The 19,721-nt window shown below is 51.6% G+C and carries 21 protein-coding genes and 2 tRNA genes; 10 read left to right on the forward strand and 13 right to left on the reverse strand.

Features of this window, described 5'->3' with window-relative positions; all coding sequences use genetic code 11:
• Position 1: 1 nt before the first annotated feature.
• From frr to RHJ31_RS05305, 3 genes are all read right to left on the reverse strand, one after another.
• On the reverse strand, positions 2-550 hold the full coding sequence (frr, locus tag RHJ31_RS05295; protein ID WP_149819259.1) for a ribosome recycling factor: 549 nt from the start codon (positions 548-550) through the stop codon (positions 2-4).
• Complete coding sequence (pyrH, locus tag RHJ31_RS05300; protein WP_206200124.1) at positions 537-1,265, reverse strand: UMP kinase; 729 nt, start codon at positions 1,263-1,265, stop codon at positions 537-539. Before pyrH ends, frr begins: the two co-directional genes overlap by 14 nt.
• Positions 1,266-1,317: 52 nt before the next feature.
• Positions 1,318-1,391 (reverse strand) — tRNA-Arg (locus tag RHJ31_RS05305).
• Between the two features lie 65 nt (positions 1,392-1,456).
• Here RHJ31_RS05305 and nblR point away from each other — a divergent pair.
• From nblR to chrA, 3 genes are all read left to right on the forward strand, one after another.
• Entirely contained in the window at positions 1,457-2,146 is a 690-nt protein-coding gene (gene nblR / locus RHJ31_RS05310; protein ID WP_302677620.1) for a response regulator transcription factor NblR, read from the forward strand.
• Positions 2,127-2,639: a DUF192 domain-containing protein gene (locus tag RHJ31_RS05315; protein WP_206200123.1), complete on the forward strand. Its 513-nt coding sequence runs from the start codon at positions 2,127-2,129 to the stop codon at positions 2,637-2,639. The genes nblR and RHJ31_RS05315 overlap by 20 nt, the downstream gene beginning before the upstream one ends.
• A gap of 435 nt (positions 2,640-3,074) precedes the next feature.
• Complete coding sequence (gene chrA / locus RHJ31_RS05320) at positions 3,075-4,307, forward strand: chromate efflux transporter (protein WP_206200122.1); 1,233 nt, start codon at positions 3,075-3,077, stop codon at positions 4,305-4,307.
• On the opposite strand, the gene RHJ31_RS05325 is transcribed toward chrA, so the two are convergent.
• The 8 genes from RHJ31_RS05325 to menB all read right to left on the reverse strand — a co-directional run bounded on the left by RHJ31_RS05325 (position 4,304) and on the right by menB (position 12,711).
• Complete coding sequence (locus tag RHJ31_RS05325) at positions 4,304-5,119, reverse strand: ParB N-terminal domain-containing protein (RefSeq protein WP_302677621.1); 816 nt, start codon at positions 5,117-5,119, stop codon at positions 4,304-4,306. The genes chrA and RHJ31_RS05325 overlap by 4 nt on opposite strands.
• 16 nt (positions 5,120-5,135) lie before the next feature.
• Complete coding sequence (locus RHJ31_RS05330) at positions 5,136-6,008, reverse strand: ParA family protein (RefSeq protein ID WP_206200120.1); 873 nt, start codon at positions 6,006-6,008, stop codon at positions 5,136-5,138.
• A complete protein-coding gene (gene clpB / locus RHJ31_RS05335; RefSeq protein ID WP_302677622.1) occupies positions 6,005-8,704 on the reverse strand; it encodes an ATP-dependent chaperone ClpB in 2,700 nt (899 codons plus the stop codon). The genes RHJ31_RS05330 and clpB overlap by 4 nt, the downstream gene beginning before the upstream one ends.
• A 95-nt stretch (positions 8,705-8,799) precedes the next feature.
• Positions 8,800-9,561 carry a hypothetical protein gene (locus RHJ31_RS05340; protein WP_302677623.1) on the reverse strand — a complete coding sequence of 254 codons (762 nt, stop codon included), beginning with the start codon at positions 9,559-9,561 and terminating at the stop codon, positions 8,800-8,802.
• A gap of 9 nt (positions 9,562-9,570) precedes the next feature.
• Positions 9,571-10,095: an SRPBCC family protein gene (locus tag RHJ31_RS05345; RefSeq protein WP_302677624.1), complete on the reverse strand. Its 525-nt coding sequence runs from the start codon at positions 10,093-10,095 to the stop codon at positions 9,571-9,573.
• Between the two features lie 4 nt (positions 10,096-10,099).
• The gene (locus tag RHJ31_RS05350) at positions 10,100-11,419 is read right to left on the reverse strand and encodes a TrkA family potassium uptake protein (protein ID WP_302677625.1); all 1,320 of its coding nucleotides are present in this window, start codon (positions 11,417-11,419) and stop codon (positions 10,100-10,102) included.
• A 164-nt stretch (positions 11,420-11,583) separates the two neighbouring features.
• A complete protein-coding gene (locus RHJ31_RS05355; protein WP_149819240.1) occupies positions 11,584-11,832 on the reverse strand; it encodes a Ycf34 family protein in 249 nt (82 codons plus the stop codon).
• A 42-nt stretch (positions 11,833-11,874) separates the two neighbouring features.
• Positions 11,875-12,711 (reverse strand): 1,4-dihydroxy-2-naphthoyl-CoA synthase, encoded by an 837-nt coding sequence (gene menB, locus RHJ31_RS05360; protein ID WP_302677626.1) that lies wholly within the window; start codon positions 12,709-12,711, stop codon positions 11,875-11,877.
• A gap of 155 nt (positions 12,712-12,866) precedes the next feature.
• Here menB and RHJ31_RS05365 point away from each other — a divergent pair, with 155 nt between their 5' ends.
• The 7 genes from RHJ31_RS05365 to rpmB all read left to right on the forward strand — a co-directional run bounded on the left by RHJ31_RS05365 (position 12,867) and on the right by rpmB (position 18,422).
• The gene (locus tag RHJ31_RS05365; RefSeq protein ID WP_302677627.1) at positions 12,867-13,112 is read left to right on the forward strand and encodes a hypothetical protein; all 246 of its coding nucleotides are present in this window, start codon (positions 12,867-12,869) and stop codon (positions 13,110-13,112) included.
• On the forward strand, positions 13,091-14,014 hold the full coding sequence (locus RHJ31_RS05370) for a hypothetical protein (RefSeq protein WP_206200114.1): 924 nt from the start codon (positions 13,091-13,093) through the stop codon (positions 14,012-14,014). Before RHJ31_RS05365 ends, RHJ31_RS05370 begins: the two co-directional genes overlap by 22 nt.
• A gap of 362 nt (positions 14,015-14,376) precedes the next feature.
• Entirely contained in the window at positions 14,377-16,698 is a 2,322-nt protein-coding gene (gene pcrA / locus RHJ31_RS05375; RefSeq protein WP_302677628.1) for a DNA helicase PcrA, read from the forward strand.
• Positions 16,699-16,814: 116 nt separating this feature from the next.
• On the forward strand, positions 16,815-17,261 hold the full coding sequence (locus RHJ31_RS05380) for a hypothetical protein (protein ID WP_302677629.1): 447 nt from the start codon (positions 16,815-16,817) through the stop codon (positions 17,259-17,261).
• Positions 17,262-17,323: 62 nt separating this feature from the next.
• Positions 17,324-17,407 (forward strand) — tRNA-Leu (locus RHJ31_RS05385).
• Positions 17,408-17,466: 59 nt separating this feature from the next.
• The gene (locus RHJ31_RS05390; RefSeq protein ID WP_149819234.1) at positions 17,467-18,105 is read left to right on the forward strand and encodes an LON peptidase substrate-binding domain-containing protein; all 639 of its coding nucleotides are present in this window, start codon (positions 17,467-17,469) and stop codon (positions 18,103-18,105) included.
• An 80-nt stretch (positions 18,106-18,185) separates the two neighbouring features.
• Positions 18,186-18,422, forward strand: a complete 237-nt coding sequence (gene rpmB, locus RHJ31_RS05395; RefSeq protein ID WP_149819231.1) for a 50S ribosomal protein L28 — start codon at positions 18,186-18,188, stop codon at positions 18,420-18,422.
• 14 nt (positions 18,423-18,436) lie between these two features.
• Here rpmB and RHJ31_RS05400 read toward each other — a convergent pair whose 3' ends face one another.
• Positions 18,437-19,147, reverse strand: coding sequence for a M15 family metallopeptidase (locus RHJ31_RS05400; protein WP_302677631.1), 711 nt, complete (start codon positions 19,145-19,147; stop codon positions 18,437-18,439).
• A gap of 5 nt (positions 19,148-19,152) precedes the next feature.
• On the reverse strand, positions 19,153-19,557 hold the full coding sequence (gene psb27 / locus RHJ31_RS05405; protein ID WP_206200110.1) for a photosystem II protein Psb27: 405 nt from the start codon (positions 19,555-19,557) through the stop codon (positions 19,153-19,155).
• Between the last annotated feature and the right edge of the window lie 164 nt (positions 19,558-19,721).

Here is a 19,721-nt window from a genome sequence, read left to right on the forward strand (position 1 = left end):
CCTATACGGTCATAATGTCCTTTTCTTTCTCGGCGAGCAAGGCATCAATTTTACCGATGTATTTATCGGTGAGCTTTTGCACTTTCTCTTGCAAGTCTTTCACTTCATCTTCAGTGAGTTCGCCGGCTTTGCCCTCTTTTTTGATGTGATCAATGGCATCACGACGGATGTTGCGAATGGCAACTTTGCCCCCTTCGGCAATTTTGGCGGCAGTTTTCACCAGTTCTTTGCGTCGCTCTGTGGTCAAGGGCGGAATATTGAGGCGGACGCTGGAGCCATCGTTGTTGGGCGTCAATCCTAAGTCAGAGAGTTGAATGGCTTTTTCAATGCTGGCCAATGTGGAGCGATCGTAGGGCTGAATCAAAATCGTGGTTGCATCGGGGGTAGAGATGTTGGCCAAGGAGCGCAGGGGGGTTTCCGTGCCGTAGTAATCCACCATCACCCGGTCTAATAACGCCGCGTTGGCGCGACCCGTGCGGATACTATTAAAGTCATGCTGGGTTGCTTCAACCGATTTTTGCATCCGCTCTTCGACATCAGCTAATTTCACAGGAGCCTCCAACCATCGTACCAATGGGTTCCCCAGTCAAGGCGCGGTAGATATTACCGGCCGTTTCTAAACTAAACACAATGATGGGGATATCATTATCTTTACACAGGGCGATCGCTGTACTGTCCATCACCGCCAAGTTATGGGTGAGGGCATGGGTGTAGGTGAGACTGCGGTAGCGACGCGCATTCGGATTTTTGTGAGGATCGGCATCATAGACGCCATCGACTTTAGTGGCTTTGAAGATCACTTCGGCATCAATTTCGGCAGCTCGCAGGGCGGCTGTTGTGTCGGTGGTAAAAAAGGGATTCCCTGACCCGGCTCCAAAGATGACCACCCGTCCCTTTTCCAGATGGCGAATGGCGCGGCGGCGAATGTAGGGTTCAGCCACCTCCTGCATAGCAATGGCAGTTTGTACCCGCGTAGGGACATTCATCTGTTCGAGGGCATCCTGCAGGGTCAGGGCATTCATGACAGTGGCAATCATACCAATGTAGTCTGCGGTCGCCCGATCCATGCCAGCCGCTGCCCCTTTCATACCACGAAAGATATTGCCACCCCCCACCACAATGGCAGTTTGAACTCCCGCTTGCACCACCTGAGCAATTTCGCTGGCAAATGCCTGCACCACTTTTGGATCGATGCCGTAGTTCAGGTTGCCCATGAGGGCTTCACCGCTCAATTTGAGCAATACGCGGCGATATTTAGGACTCATTGCGAGGATTCTTGCACTCCAATACGCTCCCCATCAACGATAGCAGGTTAGACGCGCCCGGTTGGACTCGAACCAACGACCAATCGCTTAGAAGGCGAGTGCTCTATTCCGCTGAGCTACGGGCGCATTTTTGAACATTTTCCCACAAGGCATAAGCTGAAAGTAAGATCTTCATAGTAGGGATGATTGAGATGGAGCTAAATTCTCCCCCTTCACGTTTACTTTTGGTCTGTGCTGACAACCCCTTGTCACAGCGCATGGGGCAAGACCTCCAAGCCGCAGGCTATGACCCCGTGATTGCAACAACGGAAAAGGAATGTCACTTGGCCTGCGCAGAATGGGAGCCTGCCCTGATCATCATGGATCGCTATTTGGGGCGGCTCAACAGTATGGAGTTGTGCCAGCGGTTGCGCCAGCAGGGGATTAGTTTGCCAATTCTACTGATGCTGGAGAGCGATCGCCTAGAGGATCGGGTGGCGGTGCTGGAGTCGGGTGCCGATGATTACCTACTGCTGCCCTATAGTCCCAAGCCCTTTTTGCAAATGATTCAGCTTTATCTGAAGCCGCCAGTCACCCAAAGTGAGGTGTTGCGATTTGATAATTTGACCCTTGATCTCTTGACGCGGCGGGCAGAGCGCAATGGACGCACGATCGATCTAACGATGAAGGAGTATGAACTACTGAAGTTTCTCATGGAGCATCCCCGCGAAGTCCTTACCCGTGAGCAAATTTTAGAAAATGTCTGGGGCTATGACTTTTTGGGAGAATCCAACGTCATTGAAGTGTATATTCGCTATCTGCGGTTGAAGATTGAACCCGATGGCGAAAAACGATTGATTCACACAGTGCGAGGAGTGGGCTATGTTCTCCGTGAAGCCTAAGTTACGCTGGCTGGTTCTGGGATTGGTCACGTTGGGGTTACTGCTGGGCTGTCAAAGTCTGAGCCAAGGGGATCTGGCCGCACCCCCGCAAGTGGTTCGCGGCATTCCGCAATATCTACCCATTACGGCCAAGGCGCGCATTCACGATACATGGATTCAGTTGGAAGTGGCACGCACGCCGGCACAGCAGCAGTTGGGCTTGATGTTTCGTTCGGAGTTACCCCCCGATCGCGGGATGCTGTTTCCCATCTCTCCGCCTCAAGTGGCTAGCTTCTGGATGAAAAACTGTCTCATTTCCTTGGACTTGATTTTTCTTAGGGAGGGTAAAGTAGTGGCGATCGCCCCCGCAGCGCCCCCCTGCAAAACCCTGCCCTGCCCCACCTACGAATCTGGGGTTCCAGTCGATGCCGTTTTAGAACTGGCAGGTGGCCGCGCCGCTGAATTGGGACTTAAGGTCAATGATTCTGTAAAGATACAGTACTTGGCGCCTTGACTGATGGAGAGGGTTCCTTAACTCTTAAAGATTGTTGTTATTCCAAAGCAATTTGATTAAACTCCGTGCTGTAGCTTTGGTAATAAACTCCCTTAGTTTCCTAGCCTCGTCTACAGCCCTTGTATCTCCTTTACTTTCACTACTTTTTTCTTCAATTAGAGTAACAATTAGACCCACGATGCCAATAGCGGTCATGGTTTTTAGGTAGGTTGGTGATTTAGAGAGCTTGTCGAGCATAGTCTAAATTTTTGCAAGAAGTTTTATGACTAATATAATTTAGCCAAAATCATAAGTTAAGTACTAAGACTCTGTCAAGGTTTGTTTCACATTTTTTTACTTTATCCACAATTGACTTCATCCCCTCTTGTTTATTATTTAACTATATGGCAATATAACAAAATATAATTAGCTACAGCCATCGCGACGGAGCAAGCCATGCTGGAGTCCGAGATCGAAGAGTCATCGTCCCCTCTGCCTCTGAATCTCTGGGAAATGACCGCTGTATTTCTGAAACTGGGCAGTATTGGCTTTGGCGGTGGAATTGCCATGATCGCCCTCATGGAAAATGAGTTTGTTAAGCGACGGCGGCTCTTGGCCATTGATGAATTTCTGCACGGGGTTGCCCTCAGCCAAATCCTAGGATCGTTCCCGGTCAATACGGCGCTCTTTATTGGCTATCGTCTCCATGGCTTTTGGGGTGGTCTGTTGGGTAGTCTGACCTTTCTGCTGCCGTCTGTGGTGGCGGTGATTTTACTATCTTGGCTCTATTTTGGGTTTCATACGATTCCCTCGTTGCAAGGTGCCCTAGCGGGGCTAACGCCAGTGGTCATTGGCATTATCTTGGCAGCAGTCTGGTCAATGGGGCAAAAGTCTGTGCGCTCGACGGTAACGATCGCGATCGCCATTGCGGCCTGTCTCGGCAGTTTGACCCACATCAATCCCTTGCTCATCCTTGGCAGTGGCGGCATCATTGGTCTCATTCTCCAACTCAGCCCACCGACAAAAACCACAAAACTCCAAACTTCCCAAAAATCCGCCCTCGTTGGCTTACCCCTAGCGATCCAGACCCTACCCCACCAAGCTGCCCAAATGGCCACTGCCTCTTCTCAACCCGTTCAGTGGCTGACCCTAGTGCTTACCTTCCTCAAAGTGGGTATTGTTTTCTTTGGTGGTGGCTTTGTCCTGATCCCCGTGTTGAAACAACTGTTGATCGATCAGTTACATTGGCTGACGCAGCAGGAATTTATTGATGGTGTGGCTATTAGTCAATTGACCCCAGGGCCGATCGCTGTCATTGCCACTTTTGCGGGATTCCGTGTTGCTGGTATTGGTGGTGCTTTTTTGGCAACCGTGGCCTTATTTTTGCCATCCCTATTATTGATGTTTGCTCTTGCCCACTACTATCAAGTGGTGAAGCATCTCCAACGGGTGAAGCAATTTTTGGCAGGGGTCAATCCTGCGGTGGTGGGTATGGTGTTGTCAGCAGCCATTAACCTTGCGCCTGCCATTGTCCACCTCGATCAGCCCGTCAGTCTCATTCTCAATAGCGTGCTCTTGGTCTTTTCCCTTGTGGCGATTACGCGCCTCAAATGGCACCCAGCGATCGCCCTTGCTGTGGGAGCAACAGTTGGATTATGCAGTGGCCAATGGTTAACTGGCACGGCCTAGTGAAGAAAACTCAAACTTGCTGGTACGGGGCACTTTTCGAGTTTTGTAAGGGTCTGGGGCCTCAGGTTCAAAATTTCTTTAAGGTGAATGAGAGACTGAAAGGGAGATTGAGTACGAAACTCAATAATCTCTTTGATATATTTTCGACGGCTTGTTTCACCTACTCCTGCATTTATAAGCCACTGTTCGATTTCGGCTCTGGAGCCTTGATTAAGCAAGCGTATTTTTAACTGAGGTTGGTTGCCATCTACCGAGGAGCCTGATAGTGTTGTTGTTGGTGTGGGGGGTGACACCTGTGGCAGTGGTAAGTTATCTAGTTTGGCATTGATGTTTACTAGGGCTGCCTCCATTTCTTTTAGGGACTGAAAAATAGCTTGATTTTGCTCTAGAAGCTGCTGAAGGAGTGTCTTGGTAAGATTTCCGTTGGAGTTGCTCGCTGGTGAGTCAAAAGCTAAAGGCTCTGTAGTTTGTTCTTGGTTTTGTGCTTCTGTTACTTCAGAAATTGTGGAGTTAGACTGAATTTGACTGAGAATTGCAGTTTCTATTTCTAGCGTATCATTTTCTTCAATAATCAGGGCATTGATTTCTTTAAGATTGGCTTTTTGGGCAGCATAATACTGCTGATGACCTGACAAGAGTTTGAAGCGATGACAGGCTAAGCGATCGCCCAAACGCCGTACCACTAGCGGTGGAAAACAGATACCTGCTTTGAGAATTGAACTAGCCAGTTCCTCTATCCTTCCCTGATCTGCGGGCACAAGGTCAGGGCTCAGTTCAATCGCTGTCAATTGAATACGTTTGCTATTGACCATTACATTTTAGGGCTGACTAGGACTGAGTGATCCAATTGAGTTCATCTACCAAATCATTGAATTCACGGGCAGAATTTGAATTGGGCTTAAAGCGAAAAATAGATTGGGGGGCTGGTATTTCACTATCGCCACTGGCAGTCACGCGATTGAGGCTATTGGATAAGTCAACAGATTCGGTGATAATTGTCTCTAGAATTTTCAGAGGATACTTATTCGTAATTGCTTCTTGAACAGCAATAAACTTACTTGAATTCCTAGTTTGGCCATGAATTTTTGAGGGCAAAATTCCCACAATATCTAAGGGTTTTTTACCCAACTTGACCCGCAAGTCTGCAAATCGTCGATTAATATCTTTCACAAACGATATGACGTACTTTAGGCCTTGATTGGCAAAGGGCTTAAAATCTGAGGGAATAATGAGATAATCTGAGGCAATCAGGGCAATTTCGGCGTAGAGATCCCAAGCTGGCGGTGCATCTATGATGACAATATCGTAGGCATCCTTGAGTGCTTCTAACTTCATAAGCAGTTGTAGATGAATGGCATCAATCTCCTTCAGGAGATCACGGGTTTCAATGCTCACTAAATCAATATGGGCAGGGACAACATCAATCTCTGGGTGATTAAAAGACTGGGATTTCCTAACCACTTTTTCAATGGGATACTCATCGGCATATCTGAGCACATGGAAGATATGAGCATCCCGCAGTGTATCCTCCTCTTCAAACAGAAAACTCATTAAGCCAGTGGCAAAGGTCGTATTGGCTTGAGAGTCCATGTCAATAACCAAAACCCGCTTTTCCCGACAACGAAAGGCAGCTGCCAAGTTGACAGCAACAGTAGTTTTCCCCACACCACCCTTGTTGTGATAAATGGTAATAACTTTCACGCTTCTTTCCTGTCGAGTGGATTACTGAAGGCTGAGGAGGCGGTGACGGTGTCGCGATCGCCTGCACCTGCGAGGTTGGCAGGGCTAAAGGTCAACTCACCATTGACCAAATCTACCAAAATCGTATCGCCGGGTGCAAAGACCTCTTCAAGGATCTTCACGGCGAGGGGGTTCTCCAATTCCCGTTGAATGGCGCGTTTCAGAGGACGTGCCCCATAGACTGGATCAAAGCCCACCGCCACCAAATGATCTAGCGCTGCCGGGGTGAGGCGCAGGCGAATTTTTTGATCCGCAAGGAGTTTCTCCACCCGTCGCAGTTGAATTTGAGCAATCTGTGCCAGTTCAGCCCGCCCTAGGCCATGGAAGAGGATCAAGTCATCAATGCGGTTGAGAAATTCGGGGCGAAAATACTTTTGCGCACTTTGGAGTACCCGTTGGCGCATTTCCTCATAGCGACTGTCATCCCCGGCCAAATCTAAAATATGCTCGCTGCCCAAGTTGCTGGTCATAATGATCACGGTATTGCGGAAGTCCACCGTTCGCCCTTGGGAATCAGTGACGCGGCCATCATCGAGCACCTGCAAGAGCACATTAAAGACTTCTGGATGGGCTTTTTCCACCTCGTCAAACAGAACCACGGCATAGGGACGACGGCGAATCGCTTCCGTCAGTTGACCGCCACTGTCAAAGCCGACATACCCCGGTGGTGCGCCAATCATGCGGGAGACAGCGTGTTTTTCCATGTACTCCGACATATCAATGCGCACAAGGGCATTTTCATCATCAAAGAGGGCTTCGGCAAGAGCACGGGCCAGTTCTGTTTTGCCCACCCCCGTGGGACCCATAAAGAGAAAGGAACCAATGGGACGGGCAGGGTCTTTCATGCCGGCTCGCGCTCGGCGAATCGCTGCGGCCACGGCGGCCACGGCATCGGTTTGACCAATCACCCGCTGATGGAGGACTTGTTCCAGTTGCAGGAGTTTTTGCCGTTCTGAGGCCATTAATTTTTGCAGCGGAATTCCCGTCCACTTGGCAACAATTTCAGCAATGTCGGCTTCGGTGACTTGATCGCGCAAAAAGGTGCCACCTTCGGCCTGAAGTTCCAAAAGTTGTGCTTCGGTGCTTTCCAATTCCCGTTGCAGCGTCTCGAGGCGACCATATTTAAGTTGAGCAGCTTTGTTGAGGTTGTAGTCCCGCTCCGCTTGCTCGATTTGCAGCTTTACCTGATCTTCCTCTTCTTTGAGGCTGTTGATGCGCTCTAGGAGGTCTTTTTCGGCTTGCCAGCGGGCTTGCATGGCCTGTTGTCGCGGTTGCAGTTGGGCAATTTCCTCTTCGATGCGCTGCAGGCGATCGCGGGTGGCTTGCAGTGGCACTTGGCTCAGGGGCAGACTTTCTTCCTGCTTGAGGGAGAGTTTTTCCATCTCCAGTTGCCGCAGGCGCCGCTCAAGGGCTTCGAGTTCAGCGGGCTTGGTGGTGATTTCCATTTTCAGTTTGGCCGCCGCTTCATCCACGAGATCAATGGCCTTGTCGGGCAAAAAGCGATCGCTAATATAGCGATCCGAAAGCATCGCCGCTGCCACCAATGCCGAGTCAGTAATTTTGACGTTGTGGTGAATTTCGTAGCGATCCTTGAGACCCCGCAAAATTGAGATCGTATCCTCAACACTGGGCTGGCCAATATACACCTGCTGGAAGCGACGCTCGAGGGCAGCATCCTTCTCAATATGCTTGCGGTACTCGTCTAGGGTGGTGGCACCAATACAGCGCAGTTCGCCCCGCGCCAACATCGGCTTCAGGAGGTTGCTGGCATCCATCGAGGCGTTTTGATTGGCACCCGCACCAACCACGGTGTGCAATTCATCAATAAAGAGAACAATTTGACCGTCGGAATGGGTCACTTCATGGAGAACCGCCTTGAGGCGATCTTCAAAGTCACCGCGAAACTTGGCACCCGCCACCAGACTCCCCAGATCAAGGGAAATCAACCGCCGATTTTTTAGCGATTCTGGTACATCCCCATTGATAATCCGCTGGGCAAGACCTTCGGCAATCGCCGTTTTCCCAACTCCAGGTTCGCCGATGAGCACGGGATTATTCTTAGTGCGGCGCGAGAGCACTTGAATGACGCGGCGGATTTCCTCATCGCGGCCAATGACCGGATCTAGTTTACCTTGGCGGGCTGCTTCGGTGAGATCGCGACCGTACTTTTCAAGGGCAGCGTATTTATTTTCGGGGTTTTGGTCTAAGACTTTTTGGGCGCCGCGAATGGCTTTGACGGTGGCCGCCAACTGCTCGCGATCGCAATTCAAAGCGCGGAACAGACGTTGACCAATACGGCGATCGCCCACAAATGCGAGGACAAGATGCTCAATCGAAATAAACTGATCCTCTTGCTCTTGGCGCAGACGATTGGCTTCATCAAGGAGAGCATCCAAGCTGCGGCCACAGTAGAGTTCGCTTCCCGTTGGCACGCGGGGTTGCTGTTTGGCAAAGTCCATCAGCCGCTTGAGAACCCATTCAGTGTCAATATCAGCCCGTTCAAAGATCAGTTGCCCCAGTCCTTCTTCGCGCAGGAGGGCAATCATCAAGTGCTCTGTTTCCAGATATTGGCTGCGATATTCCCGTGCCACATCTTGGGACTTAACAATGGCTTCCCATGCTTTATCAGTAAACTTTGTTGGATCCGTTGGTTGCATAGTGATAATTGAGGGCAAAACCCCACCGACCGTGAATGCATTATGCCATCATCTTCAGTGTAATCAACAGGCCAGCGCCACACCCGCAGGACGACTTATAGAGGTGGCAGATAGAGAAACCGCCGCAGGAGATTAGCGAGTTTTTTCTTGCTGTCATAGCCGCTACTGTAGTACTGCCGCAGGGGAACTGTCTCGCCAGAAGTGAGGTGCACCACGACGCGATAGAAGCGATCGCCATCGGCATCCACGGAGCTTTCAATCGCAATGTCCCTGATCGCGCGCAAGTGCAATTCCTTCTGAGTGCGGCGGAAAAAATTTGCATGGAGAATCGTCAAGGTGCCACTGCCCCGATCCAAATCCAGTGTTAAGACGGATGCGAAAGAAATGAAACTCATCCCTACCAGAAAGAACACCCCCGCAATGATCCCAATCAGCCAGCGATCGTCCACACGCGCTGAAAGTTCGGTTTGATTGGGATTGGCTAAGAACTGATTAATTTGCTGCACCATGGCGGCGCGATCGCCCGGCTCCGAGGAGGCAACGCCTAATATGGTTGAGTTGCCCGCTACTTCAAGAACAACGCGGTACATGCGATCGCCTTCGCTGTCAATGTAGTCCTCCAACTTTGCCTGTCGTAGTAGAGGAAGCGGAATTTTCACCCGCTCTTGGCTCACGAAGGAGGTTGTGGTGGCAATACATTCATAGGGTAGGGTTTGGCGTTGGCAGTGAATTTCTGCAACAGGAAAGAAGCTGAGCATCAACGTAGGTACAAGAGCAAACACCCCACCCATAAACCAACTCAGCAAAGGGCGTTCCCGCAAGCGCAAGCGATAGTCCGTTTGCTCCAAGATTTTCATCGCTGATTGTTATCCTTGAGCACGCAAAAATCCTGCGACACTGGCTGCCAACTGCTGAAAATTGGGTTCGATGCGTTGGCCGAGATACTCCTCCACAGCGCGAGCAATCATGCCAGCTAGGAAGGAGGGTACCCCCGGAATGCGTTTTGGATCAATGCGTAGATGACCTCGGCTAGTGATAATTGTTGAGTCACCCACAGCAATGAATTGATTTTCCCCTTGGCAGTCAATGGCCTCGGTAAAGGCATGGGGTGCAATGCGCCAGCGGGTGAGATAGTGGCGATCGTCCCAATGGGTGTAGTCCGTCCACGAGAGCATTGCCTCACTCAGCAGTGCCCGAGCCGCTGCCGGAATTTCGCCACCCCCATGCCAGACCAGAACCATCTCTAAGATCTCAGGCTGTTCCCTGCGCTCTTGCACCTCAATTTTACGCACATTGGGCATCCAGTTGACTAACTCAGGCAGGCGATCGCGATAGGTGCGATAGACGTGCTCGCGGGGAAAGGGCAGCTCTACTTGGGAGGCAATTTCCATCACCCTATCCCCACTGTGGATACTGCCGCGCAATCACAACCACATAGTCCCCCCCTTGCAGCTCATAGTCCATTGGTGGGTTAATCTCCGTCTGGCGACGCCCCTCAATGCGACGTTCCACAGCGACTAAGAGGGCATCGTACTGCTCCTTGAGGTGTCGTTGCGCATACCAAAAGGTTTTGCCTGCCAGCGTTGACGGCAAAGGCAGCCGATAAAATTGATTGCCCACCTGTACCGTTAGGAGTTCGGCAAAGACATCCATCGCCCCTTGATTGCGCACCGCATTGCCAATGAGATGACCCGCCATTTCATCAGCCACCACCACATCTTCCACCCCTGCCGCCTGAAGTTGCACATTATTATTGCGATCCAAAAGCTGGGCACAGGTGTAAATCGTTGGATTGAGTTTTTCCATGGTCAGTGCAGCGAGAACCGTTCGGGCATCGCGGTCTTGATCACTGCGGGGCTGGCTGGTATCCGCCAAGAGAATGGCACGGGAGGCGTGGTAAATCTGCACCTTCTCTAAAACGTCAATGCGGGTATAGTCTCCCGAATAAAAGTAGAGGCGATTTTGATCTACTCTCCGCAACTCACTCAAGGGCAACTGTTCAAGTTCAGCAACAATGACAATCGGTGCATGGCGGGTTTGGGGATCGGTTTGCAACTCCTGCAACACTAGAGGGGCACTGCGATTCCAGCCACAGAGAATAATGTGGTTGCGCAACTCATCCAAGTCAAAGTTCTTAATGCTCATGACTGATTGCAACCGCTGCACCATGAAGGCAGACACCACCCCTGTAAACACTGCAAACAAGGTCAGCCCCGACAAAACCACCACTAGGGTAATGATCCGCCCGGCATGGGTTTTGGGATAGGCACCAATGGGTTCGGCGGACACTAAGGAAAAGAAGCTGTACCACAGGGCATCCCCAAGGGTCTCGATGTCTGGGTTTGAGGTTCCTTCGATAATATAAAAAGCCAGTCCCCCAAAGAGCATGATCAACACAATGATTAACAGTGCTGAAATTTGGGCACCGTAGAGACCAGAAATCTGGGGAGAAATGTAGTGTAGGTTGCGATTGATCAAAATCGAGGCACGGGGCAGACGCAGCAGCGGCAGCAACCGAAACAGTGTCCACTGGGGCGGCATCGGTAAAATCGCGACTAGATCAAGCCAGTAGTGGCGGAAAAATCGTTGCTTTTTGCGGGCGATCGCAAGGCGTAGGCATAACTCAACAACAAAGCACAGCCGTAGGGGCAAATCCGCCAAGATCAGAAAAAAATTAGGGTGGCCGGGCTGTACCCAGAAAAGATCGACCACCACTAAAAGTACCCATATGAGGATCAAAACCAACAGGCTGATTTCTACCTGTGGTGCGTGCAGAAATAGATCAAGCTGTTGTCTTAGCCGGCTTTGTCCCATGAGTGCCGCTAGAAGAGAACATCAAATTGCCGCGATTTGCCGCGATCGCCGGCTAACCATCAGATTTAGGTGGGAATCAATTCTCCCGGACGCAGTTTTGCCCACCGTCCCTGTTCTTCGACGAAACTGGCACAACCAACCACATCCCACTCCAATAGAATCTCTTCCCCTTGGGTACGGATGTTGATATTGATCGTCGGCTCAATTGGGTCAAAGTCTGGCGTGAGGGTCAGATGGGGCTGTTGGTGCTGCTCCTCAACGGCATAGTATGTGGTACAGCGATCCACAAGGGCGCAGTTAACACAGATACACATGGAACTCTCCCAATGCCACATGCTCCTACTCTAGCGCATCCCTTAGGGGCGCCAAGGGAACTGCTGAAAGTTGGGGGGACGTTTTTCCAAAAAGGCGTTTTTGCCCTCGGCACTCTCTTCAGTGAGGTAGTACAGCAAGGTTGCATTGCCGGCTAATTCCTGTAGGCCGGCTTGACCATCACAATCGGCATTAAAGGCCGCCTTCAAGCAGCGAATGGCCAAGGGACTTTTGGTGAGAATCTCTTGCGCCCAGCGGATCCCCTCAGCCTCCAGCTCCTCAACGGGGACAACAGCATTGACTAGACCCATCGCTAAGGCTTCCTGAGCTGTATATTGTCGACAGAGAAACCAAATTTCACGGGCTTTTTTCTGGCCGACAATGCGGGCAAGATAACTGGCACCAAACCCCGCATCAAAACTACCCACCCGTGGCCCCGTTTGACCAAAAATGGCATTCTCAGCAGCAATGGTGAGGTCACAGACCAAGTGCAGCACATGGCCACCGCCAATGGCATAGCCGGCCACAAGGGCAATCACCACCTTTGGCAGGGAGCGAATTTGCCGTTGCAGATCCAGCACATTCAGCCGTGCTACCCCCTGATCATCCAGATAGCCTGCCTCAGCCCGAATACTCTGGTCACCACCCGCACAAAAGGCATACTTACCATCGGTGTGGGGGCCTGCCCCGGTGAGCAAGACAACGCCAATCGTGGGATCGTTGCGGGCATCCTCAAAGGCCTGACTCATTTCCACAATAGTTTGGGGACGAAAGGCATTGCGCTTGTGGGGACGGTTAATCGTAATTTTGGCAATGCCCGTCGTTTTGTGGTAGAGGATGTCAGTGTAGTGGTGAACCTGCTGCCAGTGGACGCTGTCCATAGAGTGTGATGGGTAAGATGGATTCTCATTGTAACCTGAGGGGTTCTCGGGTTTAGAGGGGAGCAAAATCGCAAAAAAAATTAACATCCACCACCTAGGGGAGGCTAGGAGAGCTATGTTAGGCTGTTGCTGACAATAGTTTGTGCTTCTTTGCTATGAGCGACCTCCTCAACACCTGCCCCAATTTGCAAGCGGATTGCGATCGCCTCCTTGAGCTGTTGAATGCGGAACCCAAGCTGCGCTCCTTTGATATTACGCCAGTTCAAACTTCCCTGCGCAAGGCGGTTTCGCCGACATTTGAAATTGTCTTTGCGGGGCCTTTTAGTGCTGGCAAATCAATGCTGATCAATGCACTATTGGAGCGCGAACTCCTCTACAGTTGGATCTTAGCCAAGAACTGAAAATCGCCGGGGATGAGTTTTATCGGCATATTGATCAGTTTCTCAATCGTATCAAGGGCGGCCAGTCTCCAGAGGCAGAGCAGGACTATAAACGGCTGAAAAACAACCTTGTCACTTCCCTCGAGCAACTCCTGCGCCAGTTCTCCGTGGCTACTATTTATCAACAGGCCCTTGATAGTCATCCCACCAACTCCGTTGTTCCCGTCATGGGGATTTTGGCGGAGGCCTTCTATTACTTGGCCAATGGTCTCAAGAAAACCCTCGTCGAGTCTTCCCAAGAGGTGATCAAAAATCTCTTTAAGCAGTTGAGGCGGGAGATTTACCAGCAGCCCTACTATCGCGAACTCTTTCGCCTACTGGGGAATGACAGCGGCATTGATCAAATGTTGGCCAAGCTGGAGGAGGAGGTACTGACTAGTATTACGACGGTGGCACGCATTGAGTGCGATCGCTATGTGCGGGAGCGCGAGGATTTCTATCATGATACCCAAGGGGTGATGAAACTGCGGGAGGTGCTGCGCAAAGCCTGCAATACCTTTGATGCTTCGAGTATGTTTGAGGCGGAAACGGAACTGCGGGAACTCCTGAAAATGGACTTTGTCCACAAGATCAAGAAAACCATTGAAGTGACCTATCGAGCCGCGATCGCCACCGCGATTACAGAGCCTCTCCTCACTGCCGCCAAGCAACATAGCCAAGAGATTCTCCAGCAACAGCAACAGGCACGGGAGCACCTCGGCAAAACCCTAGAAAAAGAAGCGGCTGAAAGCATTGAGCACAATGCCGCCAAACTGAAGGAACTAGAGGCCAAGATTGCCATGTACAACGAGGCGGTGACGGGCATTAACCGCTGCCTCGAACAACAGGGGCGCGATCGCCAGAAACTTCCCCTGATTCTTTGAGTATTGATGCAGGATTCGTCTTAACCTGCGTTGCCTACCCCCGCAGTGATTGTGTTATCTTGACTCATCAAGAAGAAGAGCTGGCGGGCCGTGCCCAGAGTAATTTTTTCCTACTGGAATAGTAGAATGGCAATTTCGAGTTTGAGATCAGCTTCAGTGATGTGCGCTGTTTGTAAAAACTCATCGGGAATTACTCAACTCATAATCCAAAATCCCCTTTAATATCAATTTTAATATCAATTTGTGTCAACCCATCGCCGTCTGATGCCGTGATGCCCGCAGTACTGGCGGATGGGGGTGCCAACCCGTTGGCTGGTCATAGCAGGTATCATAAAACTTTAGGCGAATGGGCGTAGCAGCAAATGAGTAGGGATTTTCTCGCAGGACTGAATCCATCACAACGGCAGGCGGTGGAGCACTATTGTGGTCCGATGTTGGTGGTGGCAGGCGCCGGTTCCGGGAAAACTCGCACGCTCACCTATCGCATTGCCCATTTGATTCGCCAGCATCAGGTGGCACCAGAAAATATCTTGGCGGTGACGTTTACAAATAAGGCCGCCCGCGAAATGAAGGAGCGGCTTGAAGCTCTCTTTGGTCAAGAGGTGGCTCAGCAACTCTACGGGCGGGACTGGCTGGATCTCTCTCCCCTCGAACAACAGCGGGTGCGATCGCGAGTCTATCAAACGTACACGAAGCCCCTTTGGATTGGCACGTTCCACAGCCTGTGTGCCCGACTCCTGCGCTTGGAAATAGAGGCCTATCAACATCCCCAAGGGTATCGCTGGACGCGGCATTTCACCATTTTTGATGAGTCAGATGTGCAAAGTCTGATTAAGGAAATTGCCACTGCGGAACTCAATCTCGATGAGCGCCAGCATGATCCGCGCGGTATCCGCTACAAAATTAGCCATGCCAAAAACCGAGGGCTAAGCCCCGATCAATTGGAGCAGGAACAGCGATCGCCCGCTGGCCGGGTGGCCGCAGAGGTTTATCGTCGCTATGAGGCAACCCTTGCCCAGAATAACGCCCTTGACTTTGATGATTTGATTTTGCGAACGGTGCAGCTGCTACAACAGCACCCTGAGCGCCTTGAGTATTGGCATCAGCAATTCCAACATATTTTGGTGGATGAGTACCAAGACACCAACCGCACCCAATACGATCTCATTCGGCTACTGGCCACCAATGGTACGCCACCGCAACAGTTTCAGAATTGGGGCGATCGCTCGATTTTTGTCGTCGGCGATGTGGATCAGTCCATTTACTCCTTTCGCTGCGCTGATTTCACTATCCTGATGAACTTCCAACAGGATTTTGGCGATCGCCTGCCCGATGACGATAGCCGCACAATGATCAAGCTAGAGGAAAACTATCGCTCCGTTGCCAACATTTTGCAGGCCGCCAATCATCTCATTGCGCACAACAACGAACGCATTGATAAAGTGCTGCGTCCCACCAAAGGAGAAGGCGCTCCCATTCACTGCGAGTGTTGCCACACTGAAACCGATGAAGCCTATTTTGTTGCCCGAACCATCAAAGCCTTGGGCAGTCAATCCCTCGAACCCCAATGGGGACGGTTTGCCATTCTCTACCGCACCAACGCCCAATCGCGCCCCTTTGAGGAGGCCTTAGTTCGCGCCAACATTCCCTACACTGTGGTTGGTGGTCTCAAATTCTATGAGCGCAAGGAAGTCAAGGATGTTCTCGCTTATTTGCGGCTGCTGCAAAACCCTCAAGACACCGTGAGTCTGCGGCGAATTATTAACGTGCCACGACGCGGCATTGGCAAAACCAGTTTGGATCGCCTCAGTGACGCCGCGCAAACCCTTGGCATTTCCCTGTGGGATTTAATTGCCGATACCGAATCCATGACGCCCTTAGCCGGGCGAGCCAGTCGTGCCGTGCAGCAGTTTGTGACCCTCATGACCCGCCTGCGATCGCTAGTGGACGATATTGAACTGCCTGAACTGGTGAAAACCGTGATTGAAGAGACAGGCTACCGCCGTGAACTTGAAAACGAAGGCACTGACGAAAGCCTAGAGCGACTGCAAAACCTAATGGAATTGGTTAACGCTGCCCAGCAATTTAGCGAAGAAAACGAGGGGGCAAGCCTCAGCGATTTTCTCAACAGTTCTGCCCTTGCCTCGGATTTGGATACCTTGCAGGAGGGAGAGGGCGGCGTTTCCCTGATGACCTTGCATGCCGCTAAGGGGCTAGAATTTCCCGTTGTCTTTTTGGTGGGCATGGAGCAGGGACTCTTTCCCAACTTCCGCAGTCTCAACGACCCCATGGCCCTTGAAGAAGAACGCCGCCTTTGCTATGTCGGCATCACCCGTGCCCAAGAACAACTCTTTCTCACCTTTGCCCAAAGCCGTCGCCGCTACGGTGGCAGTGAAGATACGATTCCTTCGCAATTTTTGACAGAGCTACCCCCAGAACTGCTGACAGGGAATGTTCAACGACGACCCAAAATGGCTGCTGTCACGAAGCTATCCCCCGCACGGTTGAGCAAGGCTGCTGCCTCTGGTTGGCGGGTGGGCGATCGCATTCTCCATCCTGTCTATGGCGAAGGGGAAATTACCCATGTCTTTGACACTGGCCCGAAGCTCTCCTTGGCGATTCGTTTCCCACGTCGCGGGCAAAAGGTGGTGGATCCCCGGCTGACACCCCTTGAGCGGCTATAAATCGAGCGAACCGATCCGAGCTGAACAATATGAAGTCTTATTGCAGGATGCAGCTGTTTGGGTGCCACTCACGCTTTTTGAGCGTCATGATAGGCATGAACCTATAGGAACTTCCCGTGAGCAACAGCATTATTGCAGCAACGCTGCTTGCCCTCAGCGCTGGGGCGCACACCTACGCGATCGCCCCCCAAGTGCCCGCAATGGTCGCTCAGCAAGCCCAACCCGCAGGCACCACCTTCTATGCTGATATGGGCGAGGGTCTATTTCGCATCAGTGGCCGCCCGAATCAAAAAGTAACGTTTATGAGCATTGCCATTGATCCACAAAAGGTGGCGGATATCAATATGCAACTGGCGGATGGCAACTATATTGGCTTTTCTGGCAACGTCATTCAGCAGGATGCCTACAATCTGCGGATTCGCTTGACTAGTTCTGGTATGGCCGATGCCAATGGCACCCTCAATCTCCGTTATGGCGGTCAGCAGTCCATTCTCAACTTGGCGGGCAATGGTCAATTGGATGGTCAGCCCTTTGTGCTCACCTTCCGAGGCAAGATGAAATAATGAGTTGACAGAACTCCACCAAACCCAAGATAATAAAAGATCGCTGACCAAATCTATCACGAGCGGAACTGGCGGAATTGGTAGACGCGCTAGATTCAGGTTCTAGTGTCCGCAAGGACTTCGGGGTTCAAGTCCCCGGTTCCGCATCCTAGGAAGCCTGCAAAGTACGGTACGATAGAAGCATTGGCTTCTGTGCGCTGTCATTATGGCTTTTTCGTCCATTGCCGTTCGCGAACTCCCCATTTTTCCCTTGCCGGATGTTGTGCTCTTTCCGGGGCGACCACTGCCACTCCACATTTTTGAATTTCGCTACCGCATCATGATGAATACGATTCTTGAGAGCGATCGCCGCTTTGGCATCGTGATGTGGGATCCACAAACGGGACGGCCAGCCACGGTGGGCTGTTGTGCGGAAGTGCGTCGCTACGAACGGCTTCCCGATGATCGCATGCTCATTGATTCCTTGGGTCAGCAGCGGTTTCGCATCTTGGACTACGTGCGCGAAAAACCCTACCGCGTTGGACTGGTGGAGTGGATTGAGGATGAACCCACCAGCATTGATCTGCGCCCCTTGGCCAAGGAAGTGCGGCAACTTCTTGAGGATGTGGTGCGCCTCTCAGCAAAACTGACGGAACAACCCATGGAGCTGCCCCCCGATGTGCCCACGGCTGCCCTTGAATTGTCCTATTGGATTGCCAGTAATTTTCGCGGTGTCGCTCAGGAGCAGCAACGTCTTCTAGAGCTACAATCCACCTACGATCGCCTGCTGCGGGAAGCAGAAATTTTAACCACCACCCGCAATCACTTAGCCGCACGGACTGTTCTTAAGGAGACCTTCAAATAGGCAGTGCCCTGCACCATTGAATATGCTAGGCTAGAAATCCTGATTATTTTGCACCATCTGCCTTGCTGGGGAGAAAACCAATGAGCCGTGTTTGTCAACTAACTGGAAAAAAAGCCAATAACGCCTATGCCATTTCCCACTCCCACCGGCGGACGAAAAAACTGCAAGAAGTGAATTTGCAATGGAAACGGGTATGGTGGCCAGAAGGCAACCGTTGGGTGCGGCTGCGCCTCTCTACCAAAGCCATTAAAACCCTTGAGCGCAAAGGCCTGAGTGCATTTGCCAAAGAAGCGGGGTTGAATCTCAACAAGCTCTAAGGCATTGCCCAGACTCAAAGATCCACGCGGCCATAGCGAGCGAGGATGTCCCGCTGGCCAGTCTGTTGCTGCGTTTGCCAAGCCCACAACTGATCCCCAAGGGAAAAGTGCCACCACTCATTGGGATGGCGCTGAAAACCGGCATAGCGCATTGCTTGGTAGAGAATTTTGCGGCGTTGGCTAAAGCAGGCGGCATTAGCCTGCTCAGGATGGCGATCGTAAAAATCGGGAAAGGAACGTTCAGAAACTTCATCAATGACACCCCCCATCTCCAAGGGATGGCCTGCGGGGTCAGCGAGGGTGAGATCAACAGCGGCACCAGTACTGTGGGGGGGTGGTTGCTGAGGGTCTGAACTGGGCACCGCCCAAAATTGATCAACCTGTTGCCAAATCTCGCGGGCGATCGCTGGCTCAAGTTGCTGCGCATCATACCCCCGTTCTTGACAGAGGGTAGCAAAGGTATGCGCCACCATGAACTGCTGTACCGCAATTGGCCGGTAGGCATCAAAAATCGCCAGTTGCCAGCCGTAAGGTTCTAGGAACGCTTGGGCGCGCTCAAGGGCAGCAATGACCCCCACCCGCAACCAAAAGGGAGAGGCTTTGCCATAGGGGGCACCTCGGCTTTGATAGGGATGGGGTTGCAGCCGCAGAAAGGTAGGTGGAATAGGCGCTAGGGGTTCCCCACACTCTGCAATAGGAATTTTAGTATAGGGCTTATCCCCCATTGGGACTAGGACTTGGCTTCGCGATCAAGGGCGAGTTCAACTTGCTTAAACTCTTGTTCGAGGCGGGCTTTCAGCTTCTCCGGGAGGGGACGATTGGGATAGGAACTGTAGTGACCCGCGAGGGAGTTAAGGGCAGTTTGCATCGTCATAAAGGAAGAGAGCGATCGCAGGGAGTCATCGCGACGATAGAGGGCAAAGAAGTCATTGAGTTTTTTGCGAGCCTCTGCTTGGGCGGCCTTCTTGTTGGGGTCATTATCCGGTAGGGCGATCGCTTCGCGCAGGCTACTGATCAGCGCAAGGGTATCTTCACGGAAATTTCCCGTTAGCCCAGTAGGCACATTGGCACAACTGGTCAGGAGCAGTGACACACTCAGGAAAAGTGCGCAAACCATCGCCCAAAAACGTTTCATAGCAAACCCCAAAACAAAATTAGGTCTTAAGATACCCATGAGGCTGATCTTAGCAAGAATTGGCTCCCCTAACCCGCTTCTGTCTCTGCGAAAAGGGCTGTATTTGGGGCATGATGATCTCAGTCCTCATCAATGCTTAGGTGATCAAGGGGTGTAGGAACGCG

Source organism: Thermosynechococcus sp. JY1331, from assembly GCF_031583475.1.
Taxonomy (GTDB): Bacteria; Cyanobacteriota; Cyanobacteriia; order Thermosynechococcales; family Thermosynechococcaceae; genus Thermosynechococcus.

Bases quoted from the DNA above. Each gene is read 5' to 3' on its own strand.
- RHJ31_RS05400 (WP_302677631.1), bottom strand. From the start codon at position 19,147: ATGGGGGATAAGCCCTATACTAAAATTCCTATTGCAGAGTGTGGGGAA.
- RHJ31_RS05340 (WP_302677623.1), bottom strand. From the start codon at position 9,561: ATGAAAATCTTGGAGCAAACGGACTATCGCTTGCGCTTGCGGGAACGC.
- RHJ31_RS05355 (WP_149819240.1), bottom strand. From the start codon at position 11,832: ATGTGTATCTGTGTTAACTGCGCCCTTGTGGATCGCTGTACCACATAC.
- RHJ31_RS05315 (WP_206200123.1), top strand. From the start codon at position 2,127: ATGTTCTCCGTGAAGCCTAAGTTACGCTGGCTGGTTCTGGGATTGGTC.
- menB (WP_302677626.1), bottom strand. From the start codon at position 12,711: ATGGACAGCGTCCACTGGCAGCAGGTTCACCACTACACTGACATCCTC.
- RHJ31_RS05345 (WP_302677624.1), bottom strand. From the start codon at position 10,095: ATGGAAATTGCCTCCCAAGTAGAGCTGCCCTTTCCCCGCGAGCACGTC.
- pcrA (WP_302677628.1), top strand. From the start codon at position 14,377: ATGAGTAGGGATTTTCTCGCAGGACTGAATCCATCACAACGGCAGGCG.
- chrA (WP_206200122.1), top strand. From the start codon at position 3,075: ATGCTGGAGTCCGAGATCGAAGAGTCATCGTCCCCTCTGCCTCTGAAT.
- RHJ31_RS05325 (WP_302677621.1), bottom strand. From the start codon at position 5,119: ATGGTCAATAGCAAACGTATTCAATTGACAGCGATTGAACTGAGCCCT.
- RHJ31_RS05390 (WP_149819234.1), top strand. From the start codon at position 17,467: ATGGCTTTTTCGTCCATTGCCGTTCGCGAACTCCCCATTTTTCCCTTG.
- psb27 (WP_206200110.1), bottom strand. From the start codon at position 19,557: ATGAAACGTTTTTGGGCGATGGTTTGCGCACTTTTCCTGAGTGTGTCA.
- pyrH (WP_206200124.1), bottom strand. From the start codon at position 1,265: ATGAGTCCTAAATATCGCCGCGTATTGCTCAAATTGAGCGGTGAAGCC.
- nblR (WP_302677620.1), top strand. From the start codon at position 1,457: ATGGAGCTAAATTCTCCCCCTTCACGTTTACTTTTGGTCTGTGCTGAC.
- clpB (WP_302677622.1), bottom strand. From the start codon at position 8,704: ATGCAACCAACGGATCCAACAAAGTTTACTGATAAAGCATGGGAAGCC.
- rpmB (WP_149819231.1), top strand. From the start codon at position 18,186: ATGAGCCGTGTTTGTCAACTAACTGGAAAAAAAGCCAATAACGCCTAT.
- RHJ31_RS05365 (WP_302677627.1), top strand. From the start codon at position 12,867: ATGAGCGACCTCCTCAACACCTGCCCCAATTTGCAAGCGGATTGCGAT.